This is a genomic window from Phytohabitans maris, from assembly GCF_031085175.1.
Taxonomy (GTDB): Bacteria; Actinomycetota; Actinomycetes; order Mycobacteriales; family Micromonosporaceae; genus Phytohabitans; species Phytohabitans maris.
On the sequence record NZ_JAVHUY010000003.1, the window covers coordinates 294,998 to 316,215 of the forward strand.

The window sequence follows — 21,218 nt, forward strand, 5'->3', positions numbered from 1 at the left end:
ATGCGCAAGAACACGATAGTCGCGGCCGCGGCGGCCCTGCTCCTCCTCGCCGCCGCCGCGTGCGAGTCCAAGTCGCCGTCCGAGGACGCCGGCGCGGCGTCGGCGGCGAGCGGTGACCCGATCGTCGTCGGCTCCACGCTCTCGCTCAGCGGCGCGTTCGCGGCGACCGGCGCCATCCACAAGATCGCCGGCGAGCTCTTCGTGGAGCGGCTGAACGCCTCCGGCGGGCTGCTCGGCCGGCCGGTGCGGTGGGTCGTCCGGGACGACGAGTCCGACCAGGCCAAGGTGAGCACGCTGTACGAGCAGCTGATCAGCCAGGACAAGGTGGATCTGATCATCGGCCCGTACGCGACGCCGAACATCCTGAGCGCGATGGCCGTGGCCGCCCGCCACCGGTACACGATGCCGCAGCACACGGCCGTCATCGCGCCGCTGCTGACCTACGAGTGCCAGTTCCCGGCCTGGTCGATCGGCCCGACGCCGAACGAGTTCGTGCCGACGCAGCTCTTCGAGGCGACCGCGAGCCTGCCCAGCCCGCCGAAGAGGATCGCGATCCTGACCAACCAGAACGGGTCGACGGACTTCGTCTCGTACGGCTCCGGCGACAACAAGACCGGCGCGGTCTCCATCACCAAGCAGAATGGCCTGGACCTGGTGCTGGAGGTGCGGTACCCGCCGACCACCACCGACTGGGCGCCGATCGCGGCCCGGGTCCGGGACGCCAAGCCCGACCTGGTCATCAACAACGGCCTCGGCGTCGACCCGGTCAACCTGCTGCAGGCGATGGCGCAGCTGAACTACAAGCCGCCGATGATGTTCAGCCTCTTCCCCGCGCCCGGCCCACCGCTCGGCCTCGGCGCGGCCTCGGAAGGGCTGCTGTCGGTCAGCATCTTCGAGCCGAACAAGCCCACATTGGACAAGCTCGGCGGTGACGCGACCACCATCGTGAACGACTTCAAGGCGCGGGCCGCGGCCGCCAAGCTGCCGTACACGGTCTTCGAGACGCAGGCCGCGTCCTCGTGGAACGCCTGGGAGATCCTGGTCGCCGGGGTGAAGGCGGCCGGCGGCACGGACCAGGCCAAGATGTGCGACGCGCTCCACGCCAGCGGCGCCGACACCACGTTCAGCGGGCACCTGGCGTTCGACCCGGCGCAGAACAACTTCTGGCCGACGACCCAGACCATCAAGCAGATCCAGAACGGTGACTGGGTCACGGTCTGGCCGGCGGACCGCGCCGCGGCGACCCTGCGCGGCCCCGCCTGACCCTCCCGCGACCGCCCGGTCCGCCCCCGTGGCCCCGGGCGGTCGCACCCCAGCCGTTGAGGAGTGGAGCGAATGACCACCATTCAGGCGGCGCTCAGCGGGATCCTGCTGGGCGGGCTGTACGCGCTGATGGCCGCCGGCGTCTCGGTGACCTGGGGCGTACTGCGGATCATCAACCTGGCGCACTTCGGCATGATCCTGCTCGGCGCGTACCTGACGTTCGAGCTGGCCACCGCCTGGCGGGTCAACCCGCTCGTCACGCTGGTGGTGAGCGTGCCGGCGATGTTCGTGCTCGGCGGCGCGCTCCAGTGGGCCTTCGACTACCTGCGGGTCTCCGAGCTCAACTCGCTGCTGATCACGTTCGGCCTGCTCATCGTGGTGGTCCAGTCGGTCAGCAACGTCTGGAGCGCCGACTTCCAGCGGATGGCCGCGGAGGTCAACCCGTACGCCACCGAGTCGGTGCGGGTCGGCCGGTTCGTCTTCCCGGTGCCGACGCTGCTGGCGTTCGCGATCGCGCTGCTGGTCATCCTCGGCGCGCACCTGGTGCTGCGGCGCACGTTCATCGGCCGGGCCCTGCGCGCGTACGCCGAGGACCGGCCGATCGCGGCCGCGTTCGGGATCGACCACCGCAGGATCGGCGTGCTCCTCGCGGCGGTCACCGGCGCCACCGCGGCCGTCGCCGGGATGCTCTTCTCGCTCGCCAACGCGCTGACCCCGGCGACCGCGTTCGAGTGGTTCGGCACGGTCTTCGCGGTGGTCATCCTCGGCGGCATCGGCCACCTGGTCGGCACGCTCGCCGCCGGGGTACTGGTCGGGCTCCTCTCCAGCGTCGTGTCGGTGGTGCTCTCCCCCGCCACGGCGCCGTTCGTGCTCTTCTCCGCGATCGTCCTCGCCCTGATCCTGCGACCACAGGGCCTGTTCACCGTGGGAGCCACCAGATGACGCGCCGCTTCGCCATCGGCTTCCCGCTCGTCGTGGCGGTGCTCGCCTGCCTGTCGCTGTACCGGGTGACGCTCGGCTTCCCGCTCTTCTACCTCGCCCTGCTCACGCTCATGCTCTTCTGGGTCACGCAGGCGACGAGCTGGAACATCCTCTCCGGCTACAGTGGATACTTCAGCTTCGGCCAGGCGGCGTACGTCGGCATCGGCGCGTACAGCACCGCTGTCCTCTTCGGACGGCACGGGGTCAACTTCTACGTCACGATCCTGGTGGCGGCCGGGCTGAGCGCGGTGCTGGCCCTCGCGGTCGGGGCGATCGCGTTCCGGCTGCGGTCGCTGCGCGGCGAGATCTTCGCGCTGCTCACGCTCGCGGTGCCGTTCATCCTCGCGGCGCTGGCCCGGATCAACTCGTCGATCGACGGCGGGCAGGGCATCATCGTCTCGGTCCCGCCGTTCCCCGCGGGGCTCGGGCTCTTCCAGGACTTCCTCTACCTGCTCAACCTGCTCGTCGCCGCGGTCGCCGTCCTGGTCGCGTACCTGATGCGGAAGTCCCGCTTCGGCTGGGCGCTCGCCGGCGTGCGGGACGCCGAGGACGTGGCCGAAGGGCTGGGCGTGCCCACCTTCCGGTACAAGATGCTGGCGTTGCTGGCCAGCGCGGTCATCGGCGGCGTGGGCGGCAGCCTCTTCGCGCTGCAGATCGGCTTCGTCGCGGTGGACAGCATCTTCCACCTCACCGTCCCGCTCTTCGTCATCGTGATGAGTGTCCTGGGTGGACGGACGCACTGGCTCGGCCCGGTGGTCGGCGTGGTGCTGGTCGTGCTGCTCCAGGACCGGCTCACCGCGTCCGGGCTCGGCGAGTGGCAGCTCATCGTGCTCGGCGCGGTCCTCGTGCTGCTGGTGCTGCTCGCCCCCGAGGGCGTGTACGCCCGGCTCCGCGCCCGCCCGCTGGTCGCGCTCGTCACCGCCGCCGTCGTGGCGGCGGCGGTGTGGCTGCCCGGCGAGCCGCTCGACGCGATACTCGTCGGCCTGCTGGCGGCGACGGCGGTGGCGCTGCTGCCGCTGCGCGCCGCTCCGCCCGCTCCGGTGGTCGCCGAGCCCGCCGAGCAGGCGGCTCCCGCTCCCGTCGCCCCGCCCGCGGAACCGGTCGGGGTGGGCGAGGTGCTCGTCGAGTGCCGCAACGTGGCCCGCTACTTCGGCGGGGTGCGGGCCCTCGAAGACGTCTCGCTGACCGTGCGGGAGGGCGAGATCGTCGGGCTGGTCGGGCCGAACGGCTCCGGCAAGACCACCCTCGTCGGCCTCCTGTCCGGCAGCCTGCGCCCCACCCGGGGCAGCATCCACGTCGCCGGCAACGACCTCGCCAAGCTCCCGCCGCACCGGGTGGCCCACGCCGGGGTCGCCCGCACCTACCAGATCCCCCGGCCGTTCACCTCGATGACGGTACGGGACAACGTCGCGATGGCCATCATGTTCGGCCGCTCGCCGCGGTCCCTCGCCACCGCCCGGCGGGACGCCGCCGGGCCGCTCGACGTCGTCGGCCTCGGGCACCTCGCCGACGCGTACCCGGACAAGCTCAACCTGCACCAGCGCCAGCTTCTGGAGATCGCGCGCGCCCTCGCCGCCGACCCCAAGGTGCTGCTGCTCGACGAGGCCCTCGCCGGCCTCAACCCCGCTGAGATCGACAACGCGGTCGAGGTGATCCGCCGCGTCCACCGCTCCGGCGTCTCGATCGTGATCGTCGAGCACCTGCTGCGCGTGGTGAACCAGCTCGCCACCCGCATCGTCGTCCTCGACCGGGGCACCCGCCTCGCGGACGGCGACCCGCGCGAGGTGCTCACCGACCCGGCCGTCGTCCGGGCCTACCTGGGGAAGCGTGCCCATGCTTGAGATCCGGCAGCTGGATGCCTTCTACGGCGACGCGCAGGCGCTGTGGGGGGTCACCATGGACGTCCACGATGGAGAGACGGTCGCCGTCCTCGGTACCAACGGCGCCGGCAAGTCCACTCTGGTCAACGCCGTCGCCGGGCTGCACGCCAAGCGCTCCGGCCGGATCTCGGTGGGCGGGCGGGACGTCGCCGCCCTGCCCGCGCACAAGGTCTGCGAGTACGGCGTCGCCGTCGTACCCGAGGGCCGCCGGGTCTTCCCGGGCATGTCCGTGTACGACAACCTCTGCCTCGGCGCGTACCGCCGCACGGCGCGCGCCGAGTACCGCAAGGGCCTCGACCGGGTCCACGACATCTTCCCCCGGCTGCGGCAGCGCACCGGGCAGCTCGCCGGCAGCCTCAGCGGCGGCGAGCAGCAGATGCTGGCGATCGGCCGGGCGCTCATGGCGAAACCCACACTGCTGCTGCTCGACGAGCCGTCGCTGGGGCTGGCCCCGGTGATGACCGACGAGGTGTTCGAGGCGATCGAGGCGGTCAACGCCCAGGGGGTGAGCGTGCTGCTGGTCGAGCAGGACGTCGACCGTGCCCTGGAGGCGGCCAGCCGCGGCTACCTGCTCGCCGAAGGGCGCGTGGCCGGCGCCGGCACCTCGGCCGAGCTCCGCGCCAGCGACACCGTCCAGCGCAGCGTACTGGGTATCTGAGCCCCGTACCGACTCCTATCGCGGCCCGCGCGGGCCGCCCCTTCGCGGCCCGCGGGCCGCCCCCACCACAAGGGAGTATCCACAATGCACAGAGATGGCGATACCACCATGCCCGGATTCGGCAGACGCAACCTGTTGAAGGCCGGCGCCGCGGTCGGTGTGGCCGGTGCCGTGGCGGCCCCGGCGCCCGCCTCCGCGCACGGGTCGGGCCACGGGCCGGTGGAGCGCGTCGCGCTCGTCAACGGCCGCGTCCACACCATGGACAAGCGAAGCTCGGTGGTGAACGCGGTCCTGGTCGAGGACGGCGTCTTCACCGCGGTCGGCCGGGACGTCCCCCGCGGCGGCCAGGGGCTCAAGGTGATCGACCTGCGCGGCCGTACGGTGGTGCCGGGCATCGTCGAGGGCCACATCCACATCGTCAGCCTCGCCAACCGCCCCGGCTACCACGTCGTCATCGAGAACGCCCGCAACATCCGGGAGATCCAGGAGCTGCTCGCCAAGCGGCGACGCGGGGTACCGCCCGGCGAGTTCGTCACGGCGATGGGCGGCTGGCACCCGAACATGTTCGCCGAGCGCCGGGTGCCCAACCGGGCCGAGCTCGACGCGGCCGTACCCGACCGGCCGGTGCTGCTCTTCCAGAACTTCAGCGGGCCGGCGACCGCCAACAGCCTCGGCAAGGCGTTCCTCGAGACGGCGTCGATCCCCGTCGTCGTCGCCGAGGACGGCACGATCACGGCCGGCGCCCAGTCCAACGCCGCGCTGTACCACCTGCGGGTGCGGCAGACGTTCGAGGACAAGAAGCGCAGCACCCGGGACGCGATGGCGTACGCGGCGAGCGTCGGCCTCACCGCCTCACTGGACCAGGTGCTCTTCCCCACGCCCGGCCCGCTCGCCCCGACCCAGAGCCTGTCCAACCTGGACCACTACCGCATGTACGACTCGTGGCTGGCGGTGCACGCCGACGGCGACGCGATCGTCCGGTTGCAGACCAACTTCCTGCACAACCAGAACGACATCAACCTGCCCGAGCTGAAGGAGCGGCTGCGCAACGTCTTCCCGCTCTTCGGCGACGACATGCTGATGACCGGCGCGATCGGCGAGTGGGGTGCGCCCGGCGACGGCTCCGGCGCGGCGTGGCTGGAGGCGCAGCGGCTGATCGCCCAGGCCGGCTGGCGCAACACGAACCGGGCGCTCAGCCTCGCCCAGTTTCAGAACATCGTGGCGGCGTACGAGGCGGTCGACGCGGAGTTCGGCATCAAGGGTCTACGATGGACCGTCCACCATGTACCGTTCGTGACGCCGGAGCTGCTGTCGCGGCTGGGCGCGCTCGGTGGCAGCGTGCAGGTCGGCACGTTCCGGTACCCGTCGGGTACGGCGGGCGCGAGCGGCTCGCCGTTCCGCTCCATCCTGGACAGTGGCATCCCGCACGCCGGCATCCACATGGACGGCGTGCACATCGCGCCGCTCAACCCGTTCTTCGGCCTGTACTTCGCGGTCACCGGCCGCAACGCGCTCGGCGACCTCATCAACGACGGCCAGCAGATCAGCCGCGCCGAGGCGCTGCGGATGTTCACCGTCAACAACGCCTGGCACCTGAGCATGGAAGACAAGATCGGCTCGATCGAGAAGGGCAAGCTGGCCGACCTGGTCGTCCTCGACCGCGACTACTTCTCGGTGCCGGCCGAGGAGATCAAGCGCATCCGCCCGGTCCTGACGATGGTCGGCGGCAAGGTGGTCTACGAACGCTGACCCGTCGCTGTCTCCGGACCGTCGCTCCCGCGGCGTCGCCCTCACCCCGCTGTCGCATCCGGCGCGGGCGCTCCAGACGAGCCAACGGCTACGCGCGGTCCGGGGTCACGACCTCCGCACGGGCGCTATCCGCCCCGGAGCCGGGTGGGCTTGTCCCGCGGAGCCGGCAGCGGAGGCCGGGGATTTCGGCGAGCGCCAGCTCGCCGCCGGCCTCCGCGGTGCCCGCGGGAAAGCACCCCAGGAAAACGCTCCGCTGCGCTCCACGTTTCCCCGGGGACCCCGCGCGTGCGGTCCGCAGCTGACGCGGACCGGGGCACGCGTGCTTTTAGCTCTCGCCGCGGCGTGACTTCACGAGGGAGGCGAAGACGACGACGTTGTCGGCGTAGCCGGTGGTGCCGCCCACCCACCGGCCGCCGCAGGTGATGAGGCGCAGGCCGGGGCGGCTGAAGTCGCCGAACACCTCGTCGGTGGGGAGGTTGTCGCGGTCGAAGCGCCTGACCGCGTTGACCTCGAAGACGGCGACCGAGCCGTCCGCGCGGCTGATCTCGACGCGGTTGCCGGGGCGCAGGCGGGACAGCTTGTGGAAGACGGACGGGCCGCTGCCGCTGTCGACGTGGCCGACGATCACCGCGGGGCCGTACTCGCCGGGGGTGGGCCCCTTGTTGTACCAGCCGGCCTCGTCGAAGCGCGAACCCGTGGGCACGTCGATGGCGCCGCTCGGCGCGTTGCCGACCGGGTGGACGGGGGCGCTGATCTGGACCGCGTTGGCCCGGACGCGGACCGGCAGGCTGCGTTCGAGCACCGGGAAGTCGCGCGGTGCCGGCCAGAATCGGGCGGCCGGGCCGTCGGGGAGGACCTTGACGCCGGTGAGGCGTTCGAAGGCGAAGCCGCTGACGGTCAGCAGCATCAGCGCGATGATCAGCGACATGATGAGGCGTACGCCCCAGTCGGGGCCGCCGACCCGCCGGGCCGTCCGGCGTACGGGGCCGACGCCCCATCGGGCTGCCGGGGCGCTCGCGCCCCGCGGACCGCGGTGCGGTGCCGGTCGCGGATTGGTCGCGGGGACGGTTTCGGCCTTCGGCCGGACGGCGGGGAGGGCGGCTTGCGGCCCCGCCGCCGCTTGCGGCCCCGCCGCCGCTTGCGGCCCCGCCGCCGCTTGCGGCCCCGCCGCCGCTTGCGGCCGCGGTGCCGGGGTGGTTGCGGCCTCCGCCGGGGCGGCCGCGTCCCCGGGCCGGGCGGCCGCTTCTGGCCGCGGTGCCGGGGTGGTCGCGGCCTCCGCCGGGGTCGCGGTTTGTGGCCGCGCTGCGGGGATGGCCGGCTCCTCCGCCGGCGTTGCCGGGGTCGTCGGCGCTTTCGGGGGCGCCGGCGTTGTCCGGGTCGTCGGGGCCGTCGCGGCCTGCGCCGGGGCTGCGGCTTGAGACCGCACGGCCGGAAAGGGCGTGCGGGCGGGACGGGACGGGTCGTGGTGGCGCATGGCCCGCCTGAGGGCGCCCGCGTACCACGACCTGTTTCGCACGGCGCGGTGCCGACCGCCCGCCGCGCCACCGGGTCGCGGTGCCGACAAAATCCCTGACTTTGCTGCCTCGACGGCGCGGGAAGCGACAAAGTCCCTGACTTTGTCGGGATCTTGACCAACGCGCGGCGCGGAAGCGGGGGGCGATCCCGGGGCGGGGCTCGCCCCCGGAGCGGAGGTCGCCCCCGGAGCGGGACTCGAACCGGACGCCGTGCCTGGCCCCGAAGCGGAACCCGGCCCGGGAGCCGAGCCCGACCCCGAGGTGGGGCCCGAACCCGGAGCGGGGCCCGAACCCGGAGCGGGGCCCGAACCCGGAGCGGGGCCCGAACCCGGAGCGGGGCCCGAACCCGGAGCGGGGCCCGAACCCGGAGCGGGGCCCGAACCCGGAGCGGGGCCCGAACCCGCGCGGGCGCTTCCGAAGGTGGAGAGCTCCGCCCGGGAGACGGCGGCCGCCTGGCGGCGGGGCGCGGGTTCGGGCGGTGGGTCGGGCGCCGGCTCTGGCGTGGCGGGCGGCGGAGCTTCGGGCGTTTGGCCCTGGCCCGGCTCAGCGTGGCCATCGTCAGAGGGGGCACGCCCGGGCGACGAGGCCACGCTGGCGCGGGCGATCTCGCGGACGATGCCCGCAGCCGCGTTCATGACGGCCTCGGCGCCCGGCCACCGCCGGTTGTCGCGTCCGGCCATGCGCGGTCCGGTCAGCTGCCGGATCCGGCGCTACGGCGGCTGCGGACGATCAGCGCGACACCGGCGCCCACCGCGACGACGCCCAGGCCGCCGGTCAGGACCAGCGGGCTGACCGTGCCGCCGGCGGTACCGCCGGCGCCCGTGGCCGGGCCGCGGCTGGCCTTGCTCATGTTGACGACGGTGAGGGTGGTGTTGGCGGTGGTCTGGTTGCGGCAGGTCAGGACGACGTCGTACGTGTTCGGCGGCTTGCGGTCGGGGACCGTGGCGGTGCCGGTCAGCAGCCCGTTGTTCGGGCTGACCGACGCCCGGCCGAACGCGTCGGAGCGCACGGTGGCCTCCCGGTCGTTGCCGTCGCAGCTGGCCTGGATCTCCACCTGGTCGCCGGCCTGCACGGTGCTCGGCGTGACCTGGACGAACACCTCGGCACCCCGCACACCGGACGGAACGCCACGCGCGCCGGACGGAACACCGTCCGCGCCGGACGGAACGCCACGCGCGCCAGACGAGACACCGGCTGCGCCGGACGGAACGCCACGGGGCTGGGCCTGAGGTGGAGCCGCGCCGGCTGGAAGGGAAGCATCCGCGCCGCGGGCCGCGACTGGTGCGGCGGCGGACGCCTGCAGCGCGGGAAGACCGGTCATCACGGCGGCGGTCGTAGCGACGAACATAGTACGAGCGACGAAGTTGTAGCTCATGACTTCTGGGTTTCCCGACCGCCTGGGGCACAAACGGGCCGCCGCGCAAACCACCGCCACCGCCCGAACGGCCCACGCGCGGACGCGCGCCGCCGCCCAAACGCGCCACCGCCACACACGCCACCGCCACACACGCCGCCGCCCACACACGCCACCGCCACACAGGCCGCCGCCCACACGGCCGCCGCCCACACAGGCCGCCGCCCACACGGCCGCCGCCCACACAGGCCGCCGCCCACACAGGCCGCCGCCCACACACGGCCGCCGCCACACAGGCCGCCCGCCCACACACGGCCACCGCCACACAGGCCGCCCGCCCACACACGGCCACCGCCCACACGCGCCGCCAGGCGAAAGCGCGAAACGCCGCCGCGCGAAAAACGCCAAAACGCCGCCGCGCCCAAAAGCGCGAAAACACCGCCGTGCGAAAGCGCGAAAGCGCCACAACGCCGCCAGGCAAGCGGAGCGCCGGGGGAAGGGCGAACGGGCTGGGCTCAGCCGTCCGCGGGCAGCACCTCTGCCCACAGCTCGTTGAACGCGATGCTGTCGTAGAACGCGGTCCCCTCGACGACCTTGCCCTGCCAAAACCGCATGAACCACGCGTACGTGTTGCGGTACGTCGTCCCGGCCAGTGTCGTGCCCTCGCCGTCCCACACCACCGCCACCGTCTGCTGCTCGTCGTCGGCGTAGACGGCGCGGATGGTCACCGGGCGGAACGGGGCCTCGGGGTCGAACCGCGCGCCGAACGGGCGGAGCACCCGCGCCTCGAACTCCTCGGCGCTGGCGTACACGCGGGAGGCGGCCGAGCGCCCCACGATCTCCCACCGCATGTCCGGCGCGAAGATGCTGGACACGTGCCCGCCGCCGGCCGCCCACTCGGCGAACGCGGCGGTCGCGATCTCCCGGTTCGAACCCGTCACAGATCCCCCTCGAACGTCCTGTCCCGCCACCAGTCCGGGTCCGCCCACGGGCCGCCCGGGCGCTCCTCGCGCGCCCCGTCGACGTCCAGGTCGACCCGCTCGTTGAAGAAGGCCACCCGGTCGCGGGCCAGCGCCGCGTCGTGCCGGGGAGAAGCGTACGTCCAGGCGAGGTTGACGTGCGGGGTGTCCCCCACCGCGAGTGACCAGTACGTGGCCTCGCCCTTGTAGGCGCACCAGGACCGGTAGTCGCTACGCTCCAGCGGTACGCGCACGTCGGACCGGGCGAAGTACCAGCGTGGCACCAGCCCCGTCTCGTAGACGACCACCGCGCCGTCCGACTCGGCGAGGGTCACCCCGTCGAGGCTGACCCGCACGTGCCGGGAGGACGGGAGCGCGTCCACGCGGTGGTACGGGTCGCGGATGTGGGCCACGGCCGGCAGGTCCTCCTCGTACCACTGGTCCATCACCCGCCAGTAGAGGGCGATGTGGCCGGCGACGCGGGCGGCCTCGGGCGGCGGGGCCGGGTAGGCGATCGCGGCCCGCTCGACCAGCCGGTCGCCGAGCCGCAGGTCCCACACCTGGCTCTCGCCGAGCGCCGCGGACGGCACCCCGGCCGGGCCGGCGACGAGCAGGTCGGTGCGGACGTCGGCGGCCGGGAAGAAGCAGCGCGGCAGCCGCCCCGGCTCGTGCACGAGCTGGCCGTGGGTGGAGTCGACGACCGTCACCCCGTCGAGGAGGCCGCGCATGCGCCGGGGGTACGGGTCGATCAGCACGTTGCCGGGTGCGAAGACGCCCGCCGGTGCGTGGCCGAACGGGCCGCTGCCCATCGTCAGTGACATCGGTTCAGCGTGGCACGGCCCGGGTCGCGCGTCAGTAGTTCCGCCACTCCCGCCGCGCGTACTCCAGTACCCGCGGATCGAGCAGCGTCGAAGCCTCCACCGTGACGCGCCCGCGGTCCGGCGGGAAGACGGTGGCCGCGCGCAGCACCTCCGGGGTGAGAAACCGCAGCGGCGGGGCGTCCGCGGCAAGCGCCGGAGTGGCACCGGCAAGGACGAAACCCCAATCCCCGAAAGACGGGACATCCACGTGGTACGGCGTCGTCGCGAACCCGGCCGCGCGGATGGACGCCTCGATGCACCAGAACGAGCGCGGCGCGAAGTACGGCGAGCCGGCCTGCACCACCATCCGCGCGCCGGGCGCGAGCACGTTGTGCAGCAGCGTGTAGAACTCGACCGAGTACAGCTTGGCGGTCGCCGTCTCGTCCGGGTCGGGCAGGTCGACGATGACCGCGTCGTAGCGGGACGGCGCGGCGCGCAGCCAGGCGAACGCGTCCTCGTGCACCAGCCGCACCCGCGGGTCGTCGAACGCGCCGCCGTTGAGCGCCCGCAGCGCCGGCCAGGTGCGGGCCAGCGCGACCACCGCCGGGTCGAGCTCGACGACGGTCACCGAGCGCACGTCCGGGTAGCGCAGCGCCTCGCGTGCCGCCAGGCCGTCGCCGGCGCCGAGCACGAGCAGGTTTGCCCGCGGGCCGGCGAGCACCGGGTGCACGAGCGCCTCGTGGTAGCGGTACTCGTCGACGGAGCTGAACTGCAGGTCGCCGTTGAGGTAGAGCCGCAGATCGGTGGAGCCGACCGACTTCGTGAGCACGATCTCCTGGTAGCGGCTGCGCTCGGCGTGCACGACCGGGTCGCGGTAGAGCTGCTGGCGCGCGGTCACCTCGAAGTCGTGTGCCACCGCGTACGCGTACCCGAGCAGGAGGCCGACGCAGACGGCGCCGGCGGTGAGCGCGGCGCGCGAGCGGCGGCCCAGGTCTCGCCGGAAGAGGGTGAAGACCAGGGCGGTGCCGGCGACGGCGTTGACCGCGCCGACCACCAGCGCGCCGCGGAGCTGGCCGAAGACCGGCAGCAGCAGGAACGGGAACGCGAGCCCGCCGAGCAGCGCGCCCACGTAGTCGGCGGCGAAGAGGTCGGCGACCGCGCTCCCCGCCGCCTGCTCGCGGATCCGCTGGAGCAGCACCATGAGCAGCGGGATCTCCGCGCCGATGAGGGCGCCGAGCACGAACGCGGTGGCGACCAGCGCCGGCGCGTACAGGTCGAGCCAGGCGAACGCGGCGTAGAGGGCGAGCACGGAGAGGCCGCCGAGCAGGGCCAGCGCCATCTCGATGACCGCGAACGAGACGGCGGCGCGGCTCTGCAGCGGCTTGGCGGCGAGCGCGCCGATGCCCATCGCGAACACCATCACGCCGAGCACGATCGACGCCTGCCCGGCCGTGTCGCCGATCAGGTAGCTGCCGAGCGTGACGAGCGCGAGCTCGTACACCAGGCCGCAGGCCGCGCAGACGAAGACCGCCGCGAGGACCGCGCTCCGGGCGAACCTCATGGGCCGGCGGCCGGCGTCGGGGCGGTGGGGGCCGGCCGGGCCCGGGTGCGCTCGTGCTTGCGTTCGAACCAGCCGATCGCGACGGTCAGCGCGGCGAGGGCGAGCAGGACGGCGGCCCCGACCGCGAACGGCCAGCGGTCGCGCCAGAAGTCGCTGCCGGCCTCCGGTGCCGGCCCGGCGGCGGCGCCCGCGGTCGCGACGGGTGCCGGCGGCACCGCCCCGGTCTCGGCGAGCAGCAGCGGCAGCGCCAGCGCGGCCTGGCAGACCGCCCAGTCCGGCTCGTCGACGAACGCGCCGTCGGTGATCCCGAACCGGTCCAGCCGGCTCTCCGGCGGCGGCGCCACCCCCTGCGCGGCGACCGTGACCCAGGCGGAGTCGGGGGCCTCGCTGGCCGAGGAGGTCCACGTCACCGAGGCCTGCACCTCGACCCACCGGGGGCAGCGGGCCGGGTCGCTGTCGACGGCGGTACCGGCGCCGAGGTTGGAGCCGCGGCTGACCGATGTGCCGCCGCTGCGGAGCTGCCAGCCGTAGCAGACACCCTGGGCGGCGCTCGCCTTGGCCAGCTGGGCGGCGGTCTGCGCGCCCATCTCGCCGTCCGGCGCGGGCACGGTCGTACCGCCGTCGAGGCTCGGCGGCGCCACGGCGAGCCAGACCCCGACCGCGGCCAGCGGGACACCGGCGAAGACCAGCACCTTCAGGACCCGGGCGATGCGCTTGGCCCGGGTCGTGGGCTTGCGGGCGGGCCTGGCCGGCCTGGTCATCAGCTGATCGCGGCGGCGATGATGCCGCCGGTCGCGAGGTGCACGACGCCGGAGACCCAGACCGCCGGGTGCGGCTCGGGGTCGACCAGGATCTCGCCGAGCTTGCCCGGCGAGGCGAGGTCGAGCAGCACGAACGCGGCCGACATGATGAGCAGGCCGAGCAGCCCGTACGCGCCGGCGCCGACGATCCCGTCGACGAAGTCGTCGTCGCTGGAGACGATCGCCGCGACCACGATGACGCCGACGCCGGCCAGGTTGGAGGCGAGCAGGAGCGCGGCGTTGCGGTTGCGGTCGACCCAGATCAGCTCGCGCAGCCGGCCGGGCGTGGCGACGTCGACCAGCACGTAGCCGATCGCCATCAGGACGACGCCGACCGCGCCGTACGCGAGGGTGACCAGCAGGTCGGTGACCAGGTCCATCGGTGCGTGCCTCCTATTTCCCGGCCCCGGGACCGCCGCCGCGGACGCTGGTGCCGCGACCCCAACCCCAGTAGTTGCCGACCGTGCCGTAATAGCGGGGGTACGCGGTGCGCATCTTCTCCACGAGGATCAGCGAGCCCACCGCGGCGAGCGGCAGGATGACCACCGCGTCGTCGTCGTAGCGCAGGTAGACGCCGCTGCCGTCGACGTACCGGTCGGCCGGCTCCCACGCGCCGGTGATCTGGTCGGCCACCGCGCTCGGCGCGCTCGCCGACGTGTACGCCAGGGCGTCGCCGCCGATGTCCCGCGTGGCCGCGCGGGTGAAGTGGTCGGAGACGTAGCCGCGCGGCGAGAAGCTCCCGGTCAGCAGCCCCACCCCGGCCACGAGCACGCCGACCAGCGCGAGCCCGATGCCTATGACAAACCATCTCCGGTACGCCATCAGCGCTCTCCCAACCACGTGCGGGTGGTCACCAGCTCGCCGGTCTGCGGGTACGCGTGCCAGGTGCACCAGCCGCGCTCCTGCGCGCGCAGGGCGGTCACCGCGTTCGGGTCGCCGGGGAAGACGCCGACGAGGGCCCGCGGGTCGGCGGCCAGCTCGCGCCAGAGCGGTTCTGCCGGCAGCTGCCCCACGGTCGACTCGAAGCGGTAGCCGGGACTGTCCATGGCGGACGGCAGGTGCGGGTCGCGGCCGGGCAGGCAGGCCACCGTCTCCACGCTCCGCTCTCCGTCCACTGTGGTCCACAGCACCTGGTGCGAGGCGCCGAGTAGCCGCAGCTCCAGGCCGGGGAGGCGGAGCACGTGCAGCGCCGGCAGCTCGGGCAGGCCGAGCGCGAAGCTCAGGTCGCCCGCGGTCGTGTCCGCGTACGGGGTGTCGAGGCGCACCAGCACAGCGCTCAGCCGGCCTGCGGGTAGATGAGCACCTCGGCGCGGTGCAGCTTTTCGCCGCGCCCGACCTCCCACTTGCCGCTGTCGCCGTACGACTCGAAGGAGAGCAGCGCGCCGTCCGGCGCGGCGTAGTCCTCGTAGCGCACGGTGCCGGTCGGGTTGAGCCCGGTCGTGCCGGTGGCGGTGTAGCGCGCGTGGCCGCCCTCGTCGCGGGTGTAGCGCCGGCCGTCGAAGTCGACCGTCGGCGCGCCGGGGGTGACGGTCGCGCTCGGCACCTCGTACCAGAGCACGAGCTCCAGGTCGGGATCCTCCTCGACGGAGAGCCACACCTTGCCCCCGGCCGCGTCGTCGAGCAGATGCTCGGCCCAGCCCCAGTCCCCCTCGGCGAACCTCAGCGAGCCGCGCACCGCGTACGACTTCGTGCGGATCTCCACGATGTCGCCGGGCTTGAGCGCGCGGGGGTCGCCGCGCAGCGCGTCGGTGTCGCCGGTCTGGAACGGGTCGACGGACGCCGGCGCCGGGGCGGGTGCCTCCCGCTGCCGCCGGGCCCGGCTGACCGAGACCACGGCGATCACCACCCCGGCCACCGCCACCAGACAGCCGAGCCCCACCACGAGGAACGCCTCGCCACCCGTCACGCCCTGCCCACCCCCAACGACGTCGTCCGGCCGTCGAGGCTAGCAAGCGCGATCAAGGCAACCGCCCAGGTGGTACGAGGGAGAGCGGTCGGCGGCGGGCGACCCGGCGGGTGGCGCGCGGAGCGCTAGGCGGACTCGCGCTTGACCAGCTCCGTGGGGAGGAGGCGGGACGAGGCGGGCTCGCGGCGGATGAGGCGCAGCAGGACGTCGACCATGTCGGCGGCGACCCGTTCCAGCGGCTGGCGGATGGTGGTCAGCGGCGGGTCGGTCTCGCGGGCGATGCGGGAGTCGTCGAAGCCGCCCACCGCCACGTCGTCCGGGACCCGCCGGCCGGCCCGGCGCAGCTCGGCCAGGGCGCCGGCGGCGAGCAGGTCGGAGGCGGCGAAGACGGCGTCGATGTCCGGGCTCTCGGCGAGCAGCTCGCGCATGGCGGCCGCGCCGGCGGCGAAGCTGTAGTCGGAGGTGTGCACGACCAGGCGCTTGACCGCCTTGCGGCCGAGCACGTCCCGGTACCCCTGGAGCCGCTCCCGCCCGCCGACCACCTGGGTGCAGGCGATCATCCCGATCCGCTTGCGGCCCTGGGCGACCAGGTGGCGGGTCATCTGGCGGGCGCCCTCGGTGTCCTCGGCCGCCACGTACGGGACGGCCGACTCCGGGCCGCCCGGCTTGCCGCAGGCGACCGCGGGCACGACGCCGGTGGCCAGGTCGGCGATCAGCGGGTCGCCGGAGTGCGCGGAGATCAGCAGTACCCCGTCGACGTGGCCGCCGCGCACGTACCGCAGGACCCGGTCGCGCTCGGCGTCGCTGGACTCCAGCATCAGGATCAGGCTGATGTCGTGCTCGGCGAGGGCCTGGGTGCAGCAGCGCAGCAGCACGCTGAAGTTGGGGTCTTCGAAGAGCCGTTCCTGCGGCTCGGAGAGGACGAACGCGACCGCGTTGGACTGCTTGGTGACCAGGCTGCGGGCGCTCTGGTTGACCGTGTACCCGGTGCTGCGCACCGCCCGCTCGACCGCCTTGAGCGCGGCCGGGCTGACGTAGCGGGCGCCGTTGAGCACCCGGGAGACCGTGCCCCGGGAGACGCCGGCGACCTCCGCCACGTCGTCGATCGTCGGGCCACGCCGCATCGCCCGCCGGGCCGCCCCCCGCGACTTGGGGTGTGGCTGCGCAGTGTCACTACCCATCGGACTCAGTTTTCCATGCCAGCTCAGGCCCGGGCGGCGGCACCTCGCCAGTGCGGGCCACCCGCCCGTACCAGTGGGCGCTCGCCTTCGGCCGCCGGGTCTGGTCGGCCCGGTCGACGTGGACGATGCCGAACCGCTTCGAGTACCCCTCGGCCCACTCGAAGTTGTCCAGCAGCGTCCAGACGAAGTACCCGCGGACGTCGACGCCGGCCTCCATCGCCTCGTGCAGGGCGAGCAGGTGGCCGCGCAGGTACGCCACGCGGGGCGGGTCGTCGACCCAGCCGTCCGGGCCGACCTCGTCGTCGTACGCCGCGCCGTTCTCGGTGATGTGGATCGGCGGCAGGTTCGGGTAGCTGTCCCGGAGGCCGAGCAGCAGGTCGCGCAGGCCGGACGGGACGACCGGCCAGCCCATCGCCGTCACCGTGAGCTCGGGTGGCACCCGAGGGACGTAGAGCGGCCGGTAGTAGTTGACGCCCAGGAAGTCGATCGGCGCGCTGATCAGGTCGAGGTCGCCGGCGCGCACGAGGTCGCCGCCGAGCCGGGACCGCCCGCGCAGCAGCGGTTCCAGGAACATGCCGTGGTTGTCGTAGTCGTGCTCCTCCGCGGCGGCCGTGTCGGCCGGCGTCAGCGGCCGCACCGGGCTCAGGTCGAGCGTGATGCCCACCTGGCCGCTCCCGCTCAGCGCCGGCAGCGCCAGGCCGTGCGCGAGCAGCAGGTGGTGCGCGGCCCGGTCGCGCAGGCCCCGGTCGCGGATGCCGGGCGCGTGGCTGCCGTCGCCGTACCCGGCGTGGCTGGCCACCTTCGGCTCGTTGAGCGTGGCCCAGTGGTCGACCACGTCGCCGAGCGCGTCCCGCACGACCGCGGCGTAGTCGGCGAACCGGTACGCGGTGTCCCGCGCCGGCCAGCCGCCCCGGTCCTGCAGGGCCTGCGGCAGGTCCCAGTGGTAGAGCGTGACGTGCGGGACGATGCCCCGCTCCAGCAGCCCGTCGACGAGCCGGCGGTAGTGGTCCAGGCCCTTCTGGTTGGGCGGGCCGGCGCCGTCCGGCTGGATCCGCGGCCAGGCGATCGAGAAGCGGTACGCGCCGAGCCCCAGCGACGCCATCAGCGCCACGTCCTCCGGCCAGCGGTGGTAGTGGTCGCAGGCGACGTCGCCGGTGTCACCGCCGGCGACCGCGCCCGGCACCCGGCAGAACGTGTCCCAGATCGACGGCCCGCGCCCGTCCTCGCCGACCGCCCCCTCCACCTGGTACGCGGCCGTGGCCGTGCCCCACACGAAGCCGGCCGGAAAGCGCACCGCTGTCATCCCTTGACTCCCCCGCTGACAAGGTCGAGCCGCCAGTACCGCTGCAGGAACAGGAACAGCGCGACCAGCGGCAGCACGGACAGGAAGACCCCCATGACCACCAGCGAGTACAGGGCGGGCTGGCTGGCGCCCTGGTTGAGCATCGTGAACAGGCCCACGGTCATCGGGAAGCGGCCGTCGTCGGAGATCATGATGTACGGCAGCAGGAAGTTGTTCCAGATCGCGACGAACTGCAGGAGCAGCAGCGTCACCATCCCCGGGACCATCGGCGGCAGCCCGACCTTCCAGGCCAGCCGGTACTCGCCGGCGCCGTCGATCCGGCCGGCCTCCAGCATGTCGTCGGAGACCACCGAGGCGGCGTAGATCCGGGACAGGTAGATGCCGTACGGGCTGATGATGCTCGGCAGCAGCACCGACCAGTACGAGTTGACCAGGTCGAACTCGGACATCAGCAGGTACTGCGGGACGGCGAGGGTGATCTGCGGGACCAGCACGCCGGCCAGGATGGTCATGAAGATCAGCTCGCGGCCGACGAAGTCGTACTTCGCCAGGGCGTACCCGGCGAGGGTCGAGACGGCGACCGAGAGCACCGCGCCGACGCCCGCGTAGAGCAGGCTGTTGAGCGCCCACTTGAGGAAGACGCCGTCGCGGAAGTCGAGCAGGTGGGTGACGTTGTACTGGAAGCCGCCGCGGAAGCTCGGCCAGAACGAGAACGTGCTGAACAGCTCGCTCGGTCCCTTGGTGGCCGCGATCGCCACCCAGATCACGGGCGCGAGGCAGTAGAACGCGCCGAGCAGCAGCAGCGCGGTCGGCACCCACCGGGTGCGTGCCTTGACCGCCCCGGACCGCTGGGTGGGCTGGGCACTCGTCGCCGCGGGCCGGGCGGTGAGCGCGGTCATCGGTCCCTCCCGAAGGCGCGCCGTTGCAGCAGCGTGAGCACCGCGACCGAGACCGCGAGCGTGCCGAGCGCGAGCACCACCGACGCGGCGGCGGCGCTGTGGATGTCGGCGTTGACGAACGCGTCCCGGTAGATCGTCATCAGCGGTACCCAGGTCTGCGAGACGGTGTCGGTCAGCGGCTGGAGCGTGGCCGGCTCGTTGAAGACCTGGAGCGTGGCGATCATCGAGAAGATCGCGGTCATGATGATCGCCGGCATGATCAGCGGAACCTTCACCCGGAGCGCGATCTGCACCTCGCCGGCGCCGTCGACGCGGGCCGCGTCGTACATCTCCCGGGGCACGCCGCGCAGCGCGGTGAAGAGCACGATCATGTTGAACCCGACGCCGCCCCACACGCCGATGTTGGCGACCGAGAAGAGCACGCCGCCGGGTGCGAGGAAGTCCGGCGCGGGGAGGCCGAGCCCCTCGAACACGTCCCGGATCGGGCTCACGTCGGGCAGGTAGAGGAAGCCCCAGAGCAGGGACGCGATCACGCCGGGCACCGCGTACGGCAGGAAGATGCCGATCCGGGAGAACGCGCCGAAGCGGACCCGGGGCGTGTCCAGCAGCAGCGCGAAGAGCAGCGCGAGGCCGAGCATCGACGGGACGACGATCAGGCCGTACAGCAGCATGCGCAGCAGCCCGTCGACGTACGCCGAGTCGGTGAGCACGCTCGTGTAGTTCTCCAGCCCGACGAACCGCTCGGTGCGGATGCCGAGCCCGCCGCCGCTGACCCGGTTGGCGCGCAGGCTCAGCCACACCGTGTACCCGATCGGGACCAGCAGGAAGAGCACGAGCAGGACGACGGCCGGGGCCATCAGCACGTACGGGGTCGGGCCGCCGCGCCGGCGCGGGCGGCGGCGGACCGGGGCGGCCACCGGCATGCCTACCCCGCTCCGCCGCTCGGCGCTCGTCCGCCGTCGTGGTCAAGGCCCGTAGCCTCACGACTCCCGCTCATGTCAGGCCTCCTTTACCTCGAAGCCCTGCTTCTTGAGGTCGGCGACGGACGCGGCCTGGATGGCGTCGACGGCGGCGGCGAAGTCGGACTTCTCCTGGACGGCCTTGGCGAAGATGTCGCTGTACTGGCTGTAGGTGACGTTGACGTTCGGCGCCCAGTTGAAGCCCCGCGCGGTCGTGGCGATCTCGGCGGCCTCGGCGAAGAACGTGGGCTGGTTGGGCATCATCGCCGGCGCCTTGCTCAGCTGGGTGCTGGACTGGCCCTTGGTGGCGGCCGGGTAGATGCCGCCCTCGGCGATCAGCGCGTCGAGCGCCTCCTGGTCGGTGTTGAGCCACTTCACGAACTTCTCCGCCTGGGCCCGCTGCGACGACTTGCTGGAGATGGCGGTCGCCGAGCCGCCCCAGTAGCCGGTCGCCGGCGCGGCGGCGTCCCACTGCGGCATCGGCACCATCCGCCACTTGCCCTTGGTGCTCGGCGCGACGCCCTCCAGCACGCCGGCGCCCCAGATCGCGCTCGGCCAGGCCAGCAGCGTGCCGTCGGTCATCGCCTTGTTCCACTCCGGGGTGTACATCGGCTTGCCGGAGAGGACGTCCTCGTTGACCAGGCCGCCCCAGAAGGACGCCACCTTCCTGGTCGGCTCGTCGTTGATCCGCACGGTCCAGGTGCCGTTGTCGTTGACCCACCAGTTGGCGCCGGCCTGCTCGGCGAGGCCGGCGAACCAGCCCGGGTCGCCGGAGGAGAACGTCGCGAGGTAGCGCTTGGCGTCCTTCTGCCGCACCTGCCGCGCGACGGCGCCGAACTCGTCCCACGTCTTCGGCACGGTGAGGCCGAACTGCTGGAAGAGGTCTTCGCGGTAGTAGAGCATCATCGGCCCGACGTCCTGCGGTATCGCGTACGTCTTGCCGCCGAACGAGGTCAGCGCCCAGGTCCCTTCGGTGAACTCGCCCTTGATCCCCTCGGCCATCGCGGTGAGGTCGGCGGCGACGCCGTTGGTGATCAGCACGGGCAGCGCCTGGTACTCGGCGTGGATCAGGTCGGGTGCGTTGCCGGCGCGGTGGGCGGTCAGGGTCTTGGTGATCAGCTCCTCGCCCTGGGCCTGGTTGCTCACCGTGACCTTCTGGGTGGGGTTCTTGGCGTTCCAGATGTCGACGACCTTCTGGACGTTGGTGGTCCAGGTCCAGAACGTGAGGTTGGCCGGGGCGTCGGGGTCGCCCGCCGGCTGGGTCGGCTCCTCGTCGTCGCCGCTGCACGCGGCGAGAAATGCCGGGACGGCCGCGGCCGCGCCGAGCGTGGCGACGCCCTTGAGGAAGCCGCGCCGGTGGATGTGCGAAGTCATGGGGTGCCCTCCTGAGGTGTCTCGAAGGGGTGGCAGAGTCTCTGTGAGCGTTCACAGAATCCGCGCGGCGTCGCGCG

19 protein-coding genes and 1 pseudogene are annotated in these 21,218 nt (G+C 73.1%); 5 read left to right on the forward strand and 15 right to left on the reverse strand.

Features of this window, described 5'->3' with window-relative positions; genetic code table 11:
• The 5 genes from RB614_RS04690 (at position 1) to RB614_RS04710 (ending at position 6,531) form a co-directional block, all read left to right on the forward strand.
• Positions 1-1,263 (forward strand): amino acid ABC transporter substrate-binding protein, encoded by a 1,263-nt coding sequence (locus RB614_RS04690; protein ID WP_308711089.1) that lies wholly within the window; start codon positions 1-3, stop codon positions 1,261-1,263.
• 72 nt (positions 1,264-1,335) lie between these two features.
• Positions 1,336-2,205, forward strand: a complete 870-nt coding sequence (locus tag RB614_RS04695; RefSeq protein ID WP_308711090.1) for a branched-chain amino acid ABC transporter permease — start codon at positions 1,336-1,338, stop codon at positions 2,203-2,205.
• A complete protein-coding gene (locus RB614_RS04700; protein ID WP_308711091.1) occupies positions 2,202-4,085 on the forward strand; it encodes a branched-chain amino acid ABC transporter ATP-binding protein/permease in 1,884 nt (627 codons plus the stop codon). Before RB614_RS04695 ends, RB614_RS04700 begins: the two co-directional genes overlap by 4 nt.
• Positions 4,078-4,782, forward strand: a complete 705-nt coding sequence (locus RB614_RS04705) for an ABC transporter ATP-binding protein (RefSeq protein ID WP_308711092.1) — start codon at positions 4,078-4,080, stop codon at positions 4,780-4,782. Before RB614_RS04700 ends, RB614_RS04705 begins: the two co-directional genes overlap by 8 nt.
• A 108-nt stretch (positions 4,783-4,890) precedes the next feature.
• A complete protein-coding gene (locus tag RB614_RS04710) occupies positions 4,891-6,531 on the forward strand; it encodes an amidohydrolase (protein WP_308711093.1) in 1,641 nt (546 codons plus the stop codon).
• Between the two features lie 325 nt (positions 6,532-6,856).
• Here RB614_RS04710 and RB614_RS04715 read toward each other — a convergent pair.
• The 15 genes and pseudogenes from RB614_RS04715 to RB614_RS04785 form a co-directional block, all read right to left on the reverse strand.
• Positions 6,857-7,705 (reverse strand): annotated as a pseudogene (locus RB614_RS04715) (class F sortase); the annotation flags it as partial.
• Between the two features lie 1,031 nt (positions 7,706-8,736).
• Positions 8,737-9,144 carry a hypothetical protein gene (locus tag RB614_RS04720; RefSeq protein ID WP_308711095.1) on the reverse strand — a complete coding sequence of 136 codons (408 nt, stop codon included), beginning with the start codon at positions 9,142-9,144 and terminating at the stop codon, positions 8,737-8,739.
• A 770-nt stretch (positions 9,145-9,914) separates the two neighbouring features.
• Complete coding sequence (locus RB614_RS04725; RefSeq protein WP_308711096.1) at positions 9,915-10,340, reverse strand: nuclear transport factor 2 family protein; 426 nt, start codon at positions 10,338-10,340, stop codon at positions 9,915-9,917.
• Positions 10,337-11,179 carry a DUF427 domain-containing protein gene (locus RB614_RS04730; RefSeq protein WP_308711097.1) on the reverse strand — a complete coding sequence of 281 codons (843 nt, stop codon included), beginning with the start codon at positions 11,177-11,179 and terminating at the stop codon, positions 10,337-10,339. Before RB614_RS04730 ends, RB614_RS04725 begins: the two co-directional genes overlap by 4 nt.
• Positions 11,180-11,210: 31 nt before the next feature.
• Positions 11,211-12,719, reverse strand: a complete 1,509-nt coding sequence (locus RB614_RS04735) for a polyamine aminopropyltransferase (protein WP_308711098.1) — start codon at positions 12,717-12,719, stop codon at positions 11,211-11,213.
• Positions 12,716-13,480 carry a hypothetical protein gene (locus RB614_RS04740; protein ID WP_308711099.1) on the reverse strand — a complete coding sequence of 255 codons (765 nt, stop codon included), beginning with the start codon at positions 13,478-13,480 and terminating at the stop codon, positions 12,716-12,718. Before RB614_RS04740 ends, RB614_RS04735 begins: the two co-directional genes overlap by 4 nt.
• Positions 13,480-13,899, reverse strand: a complete 420-nt coding sequence (locus tag RB614_RS04745) for a DUF350 domain-containing protein (protein WP_308711100.1) — start codon at positions 13,897-13,899, stop codon at positions 13,480-13,482. Before RB614_RS04745 ends, RB614_RS04740 begins: the two co-directional genes overlap by 1 nt.
• 13 nt (positions 13,900-13,912) lie before the next feature.
• Positions 13,913-14,341: a DUF4247 domain-containing protein gene (locus tag RB614_RS04750; RefSeq protein WP_308711101.1), complete on the reverse strand. Its 429-nt coding sequence runs from the start codon at positions 14,339-14,341 to the stop codon at positions 13,913-13,915.
• Positions 14,341-14,790: a DUF2617 family protein gene (locus tag RB614_RS04755; protein ID WP_308711102.1), complete on the reverse strand. Its 450-nt coding sequence runs from the start codon at positions 14,788-14,790 to the stop codon at positions 14,341-14,343. The genes RB614_RS04750 and RB614_RS04755 overlap by 1 nt, the downstream gene beginning before the upstream one ends.
• Before the next feature lie 5 nt (positions 14,791-14,795).
• Entirely contained in the window at positions 14,796-15,425 is a 630-nt protein-coding gene (locus RB614_RS04760) for a DUF4178 domain-containing protein (RefSeq protein ID WP_308711103.1), read from the reverse strand.
• 125 nt (positions 15,426-15,550) lie between these two features.
• The gene (locus RB614_RS04765; protein ID WP_308711104.1) at positions 15,551-16,606 is read right to left on the reverse strand and encodes a LacI family DNA-binding transcriptional regulator; all 1,056 of its coding nucleotides are present in this window, start codon (positions 16,604-16,606) and stop codon (positions 15,551-15,553) included.
• Positions 16,599-17,909, reverse strand: a complete 1,311-nt coding sequence (locus RB614_RS04770; protein ID WP_308711105.1) for a GH1 family beta-glucosidase — start codon at positions 17,907-17,909, stop codon at positions 16,599-16,601. Before RB614_RS04770 ends, RB614_RS04765 begins: the two co-directional genes overlap by 8 nt.
• On the reverse strand, positions 17,906-18,808 hold the full coding sequence (locus RB614_RS04775; RefSeq protein ID WP_308711106.1) for a carbohydrate ABC transporter permease: 903 nt from the start codon (positions 18,806-18,808) through the stop codon (positions 17,906-17,908). Before RB614_RS04775 ends, RB614_RS04770 begins: the two co-directional genes overlap by 4 nt.
• Entirely contained in the window at positions 18,805-19,731 is a 927-nt protein-coding gene (locus tag RB614_RS04780) for a carbohydrate ABC transporter permease (RefSeq protein WP_308711107.1), read from the reverse strand. Before RB614_RS04780 ends, RB614_RS04775 begins: the two co-directional genes overlap by 4 nt.
• Positions 19,732-19,806: 75 nt before the next feature.
• Positions 19,807-21,141 carry an ABC transporter substrate-binding protein gene (locus tag RB614_RS04785; protein WP_308711108.1) on the reverse strand — a complete coding sequence of 445 codons (1,335 nt, stop codon included), beginning with the start codon at positions 21,139-21,141 and terminating at the stop codon, positions 19,807-19,809.
• Positions 21,142-21,218: the final 77 nt, after the last annotated feature.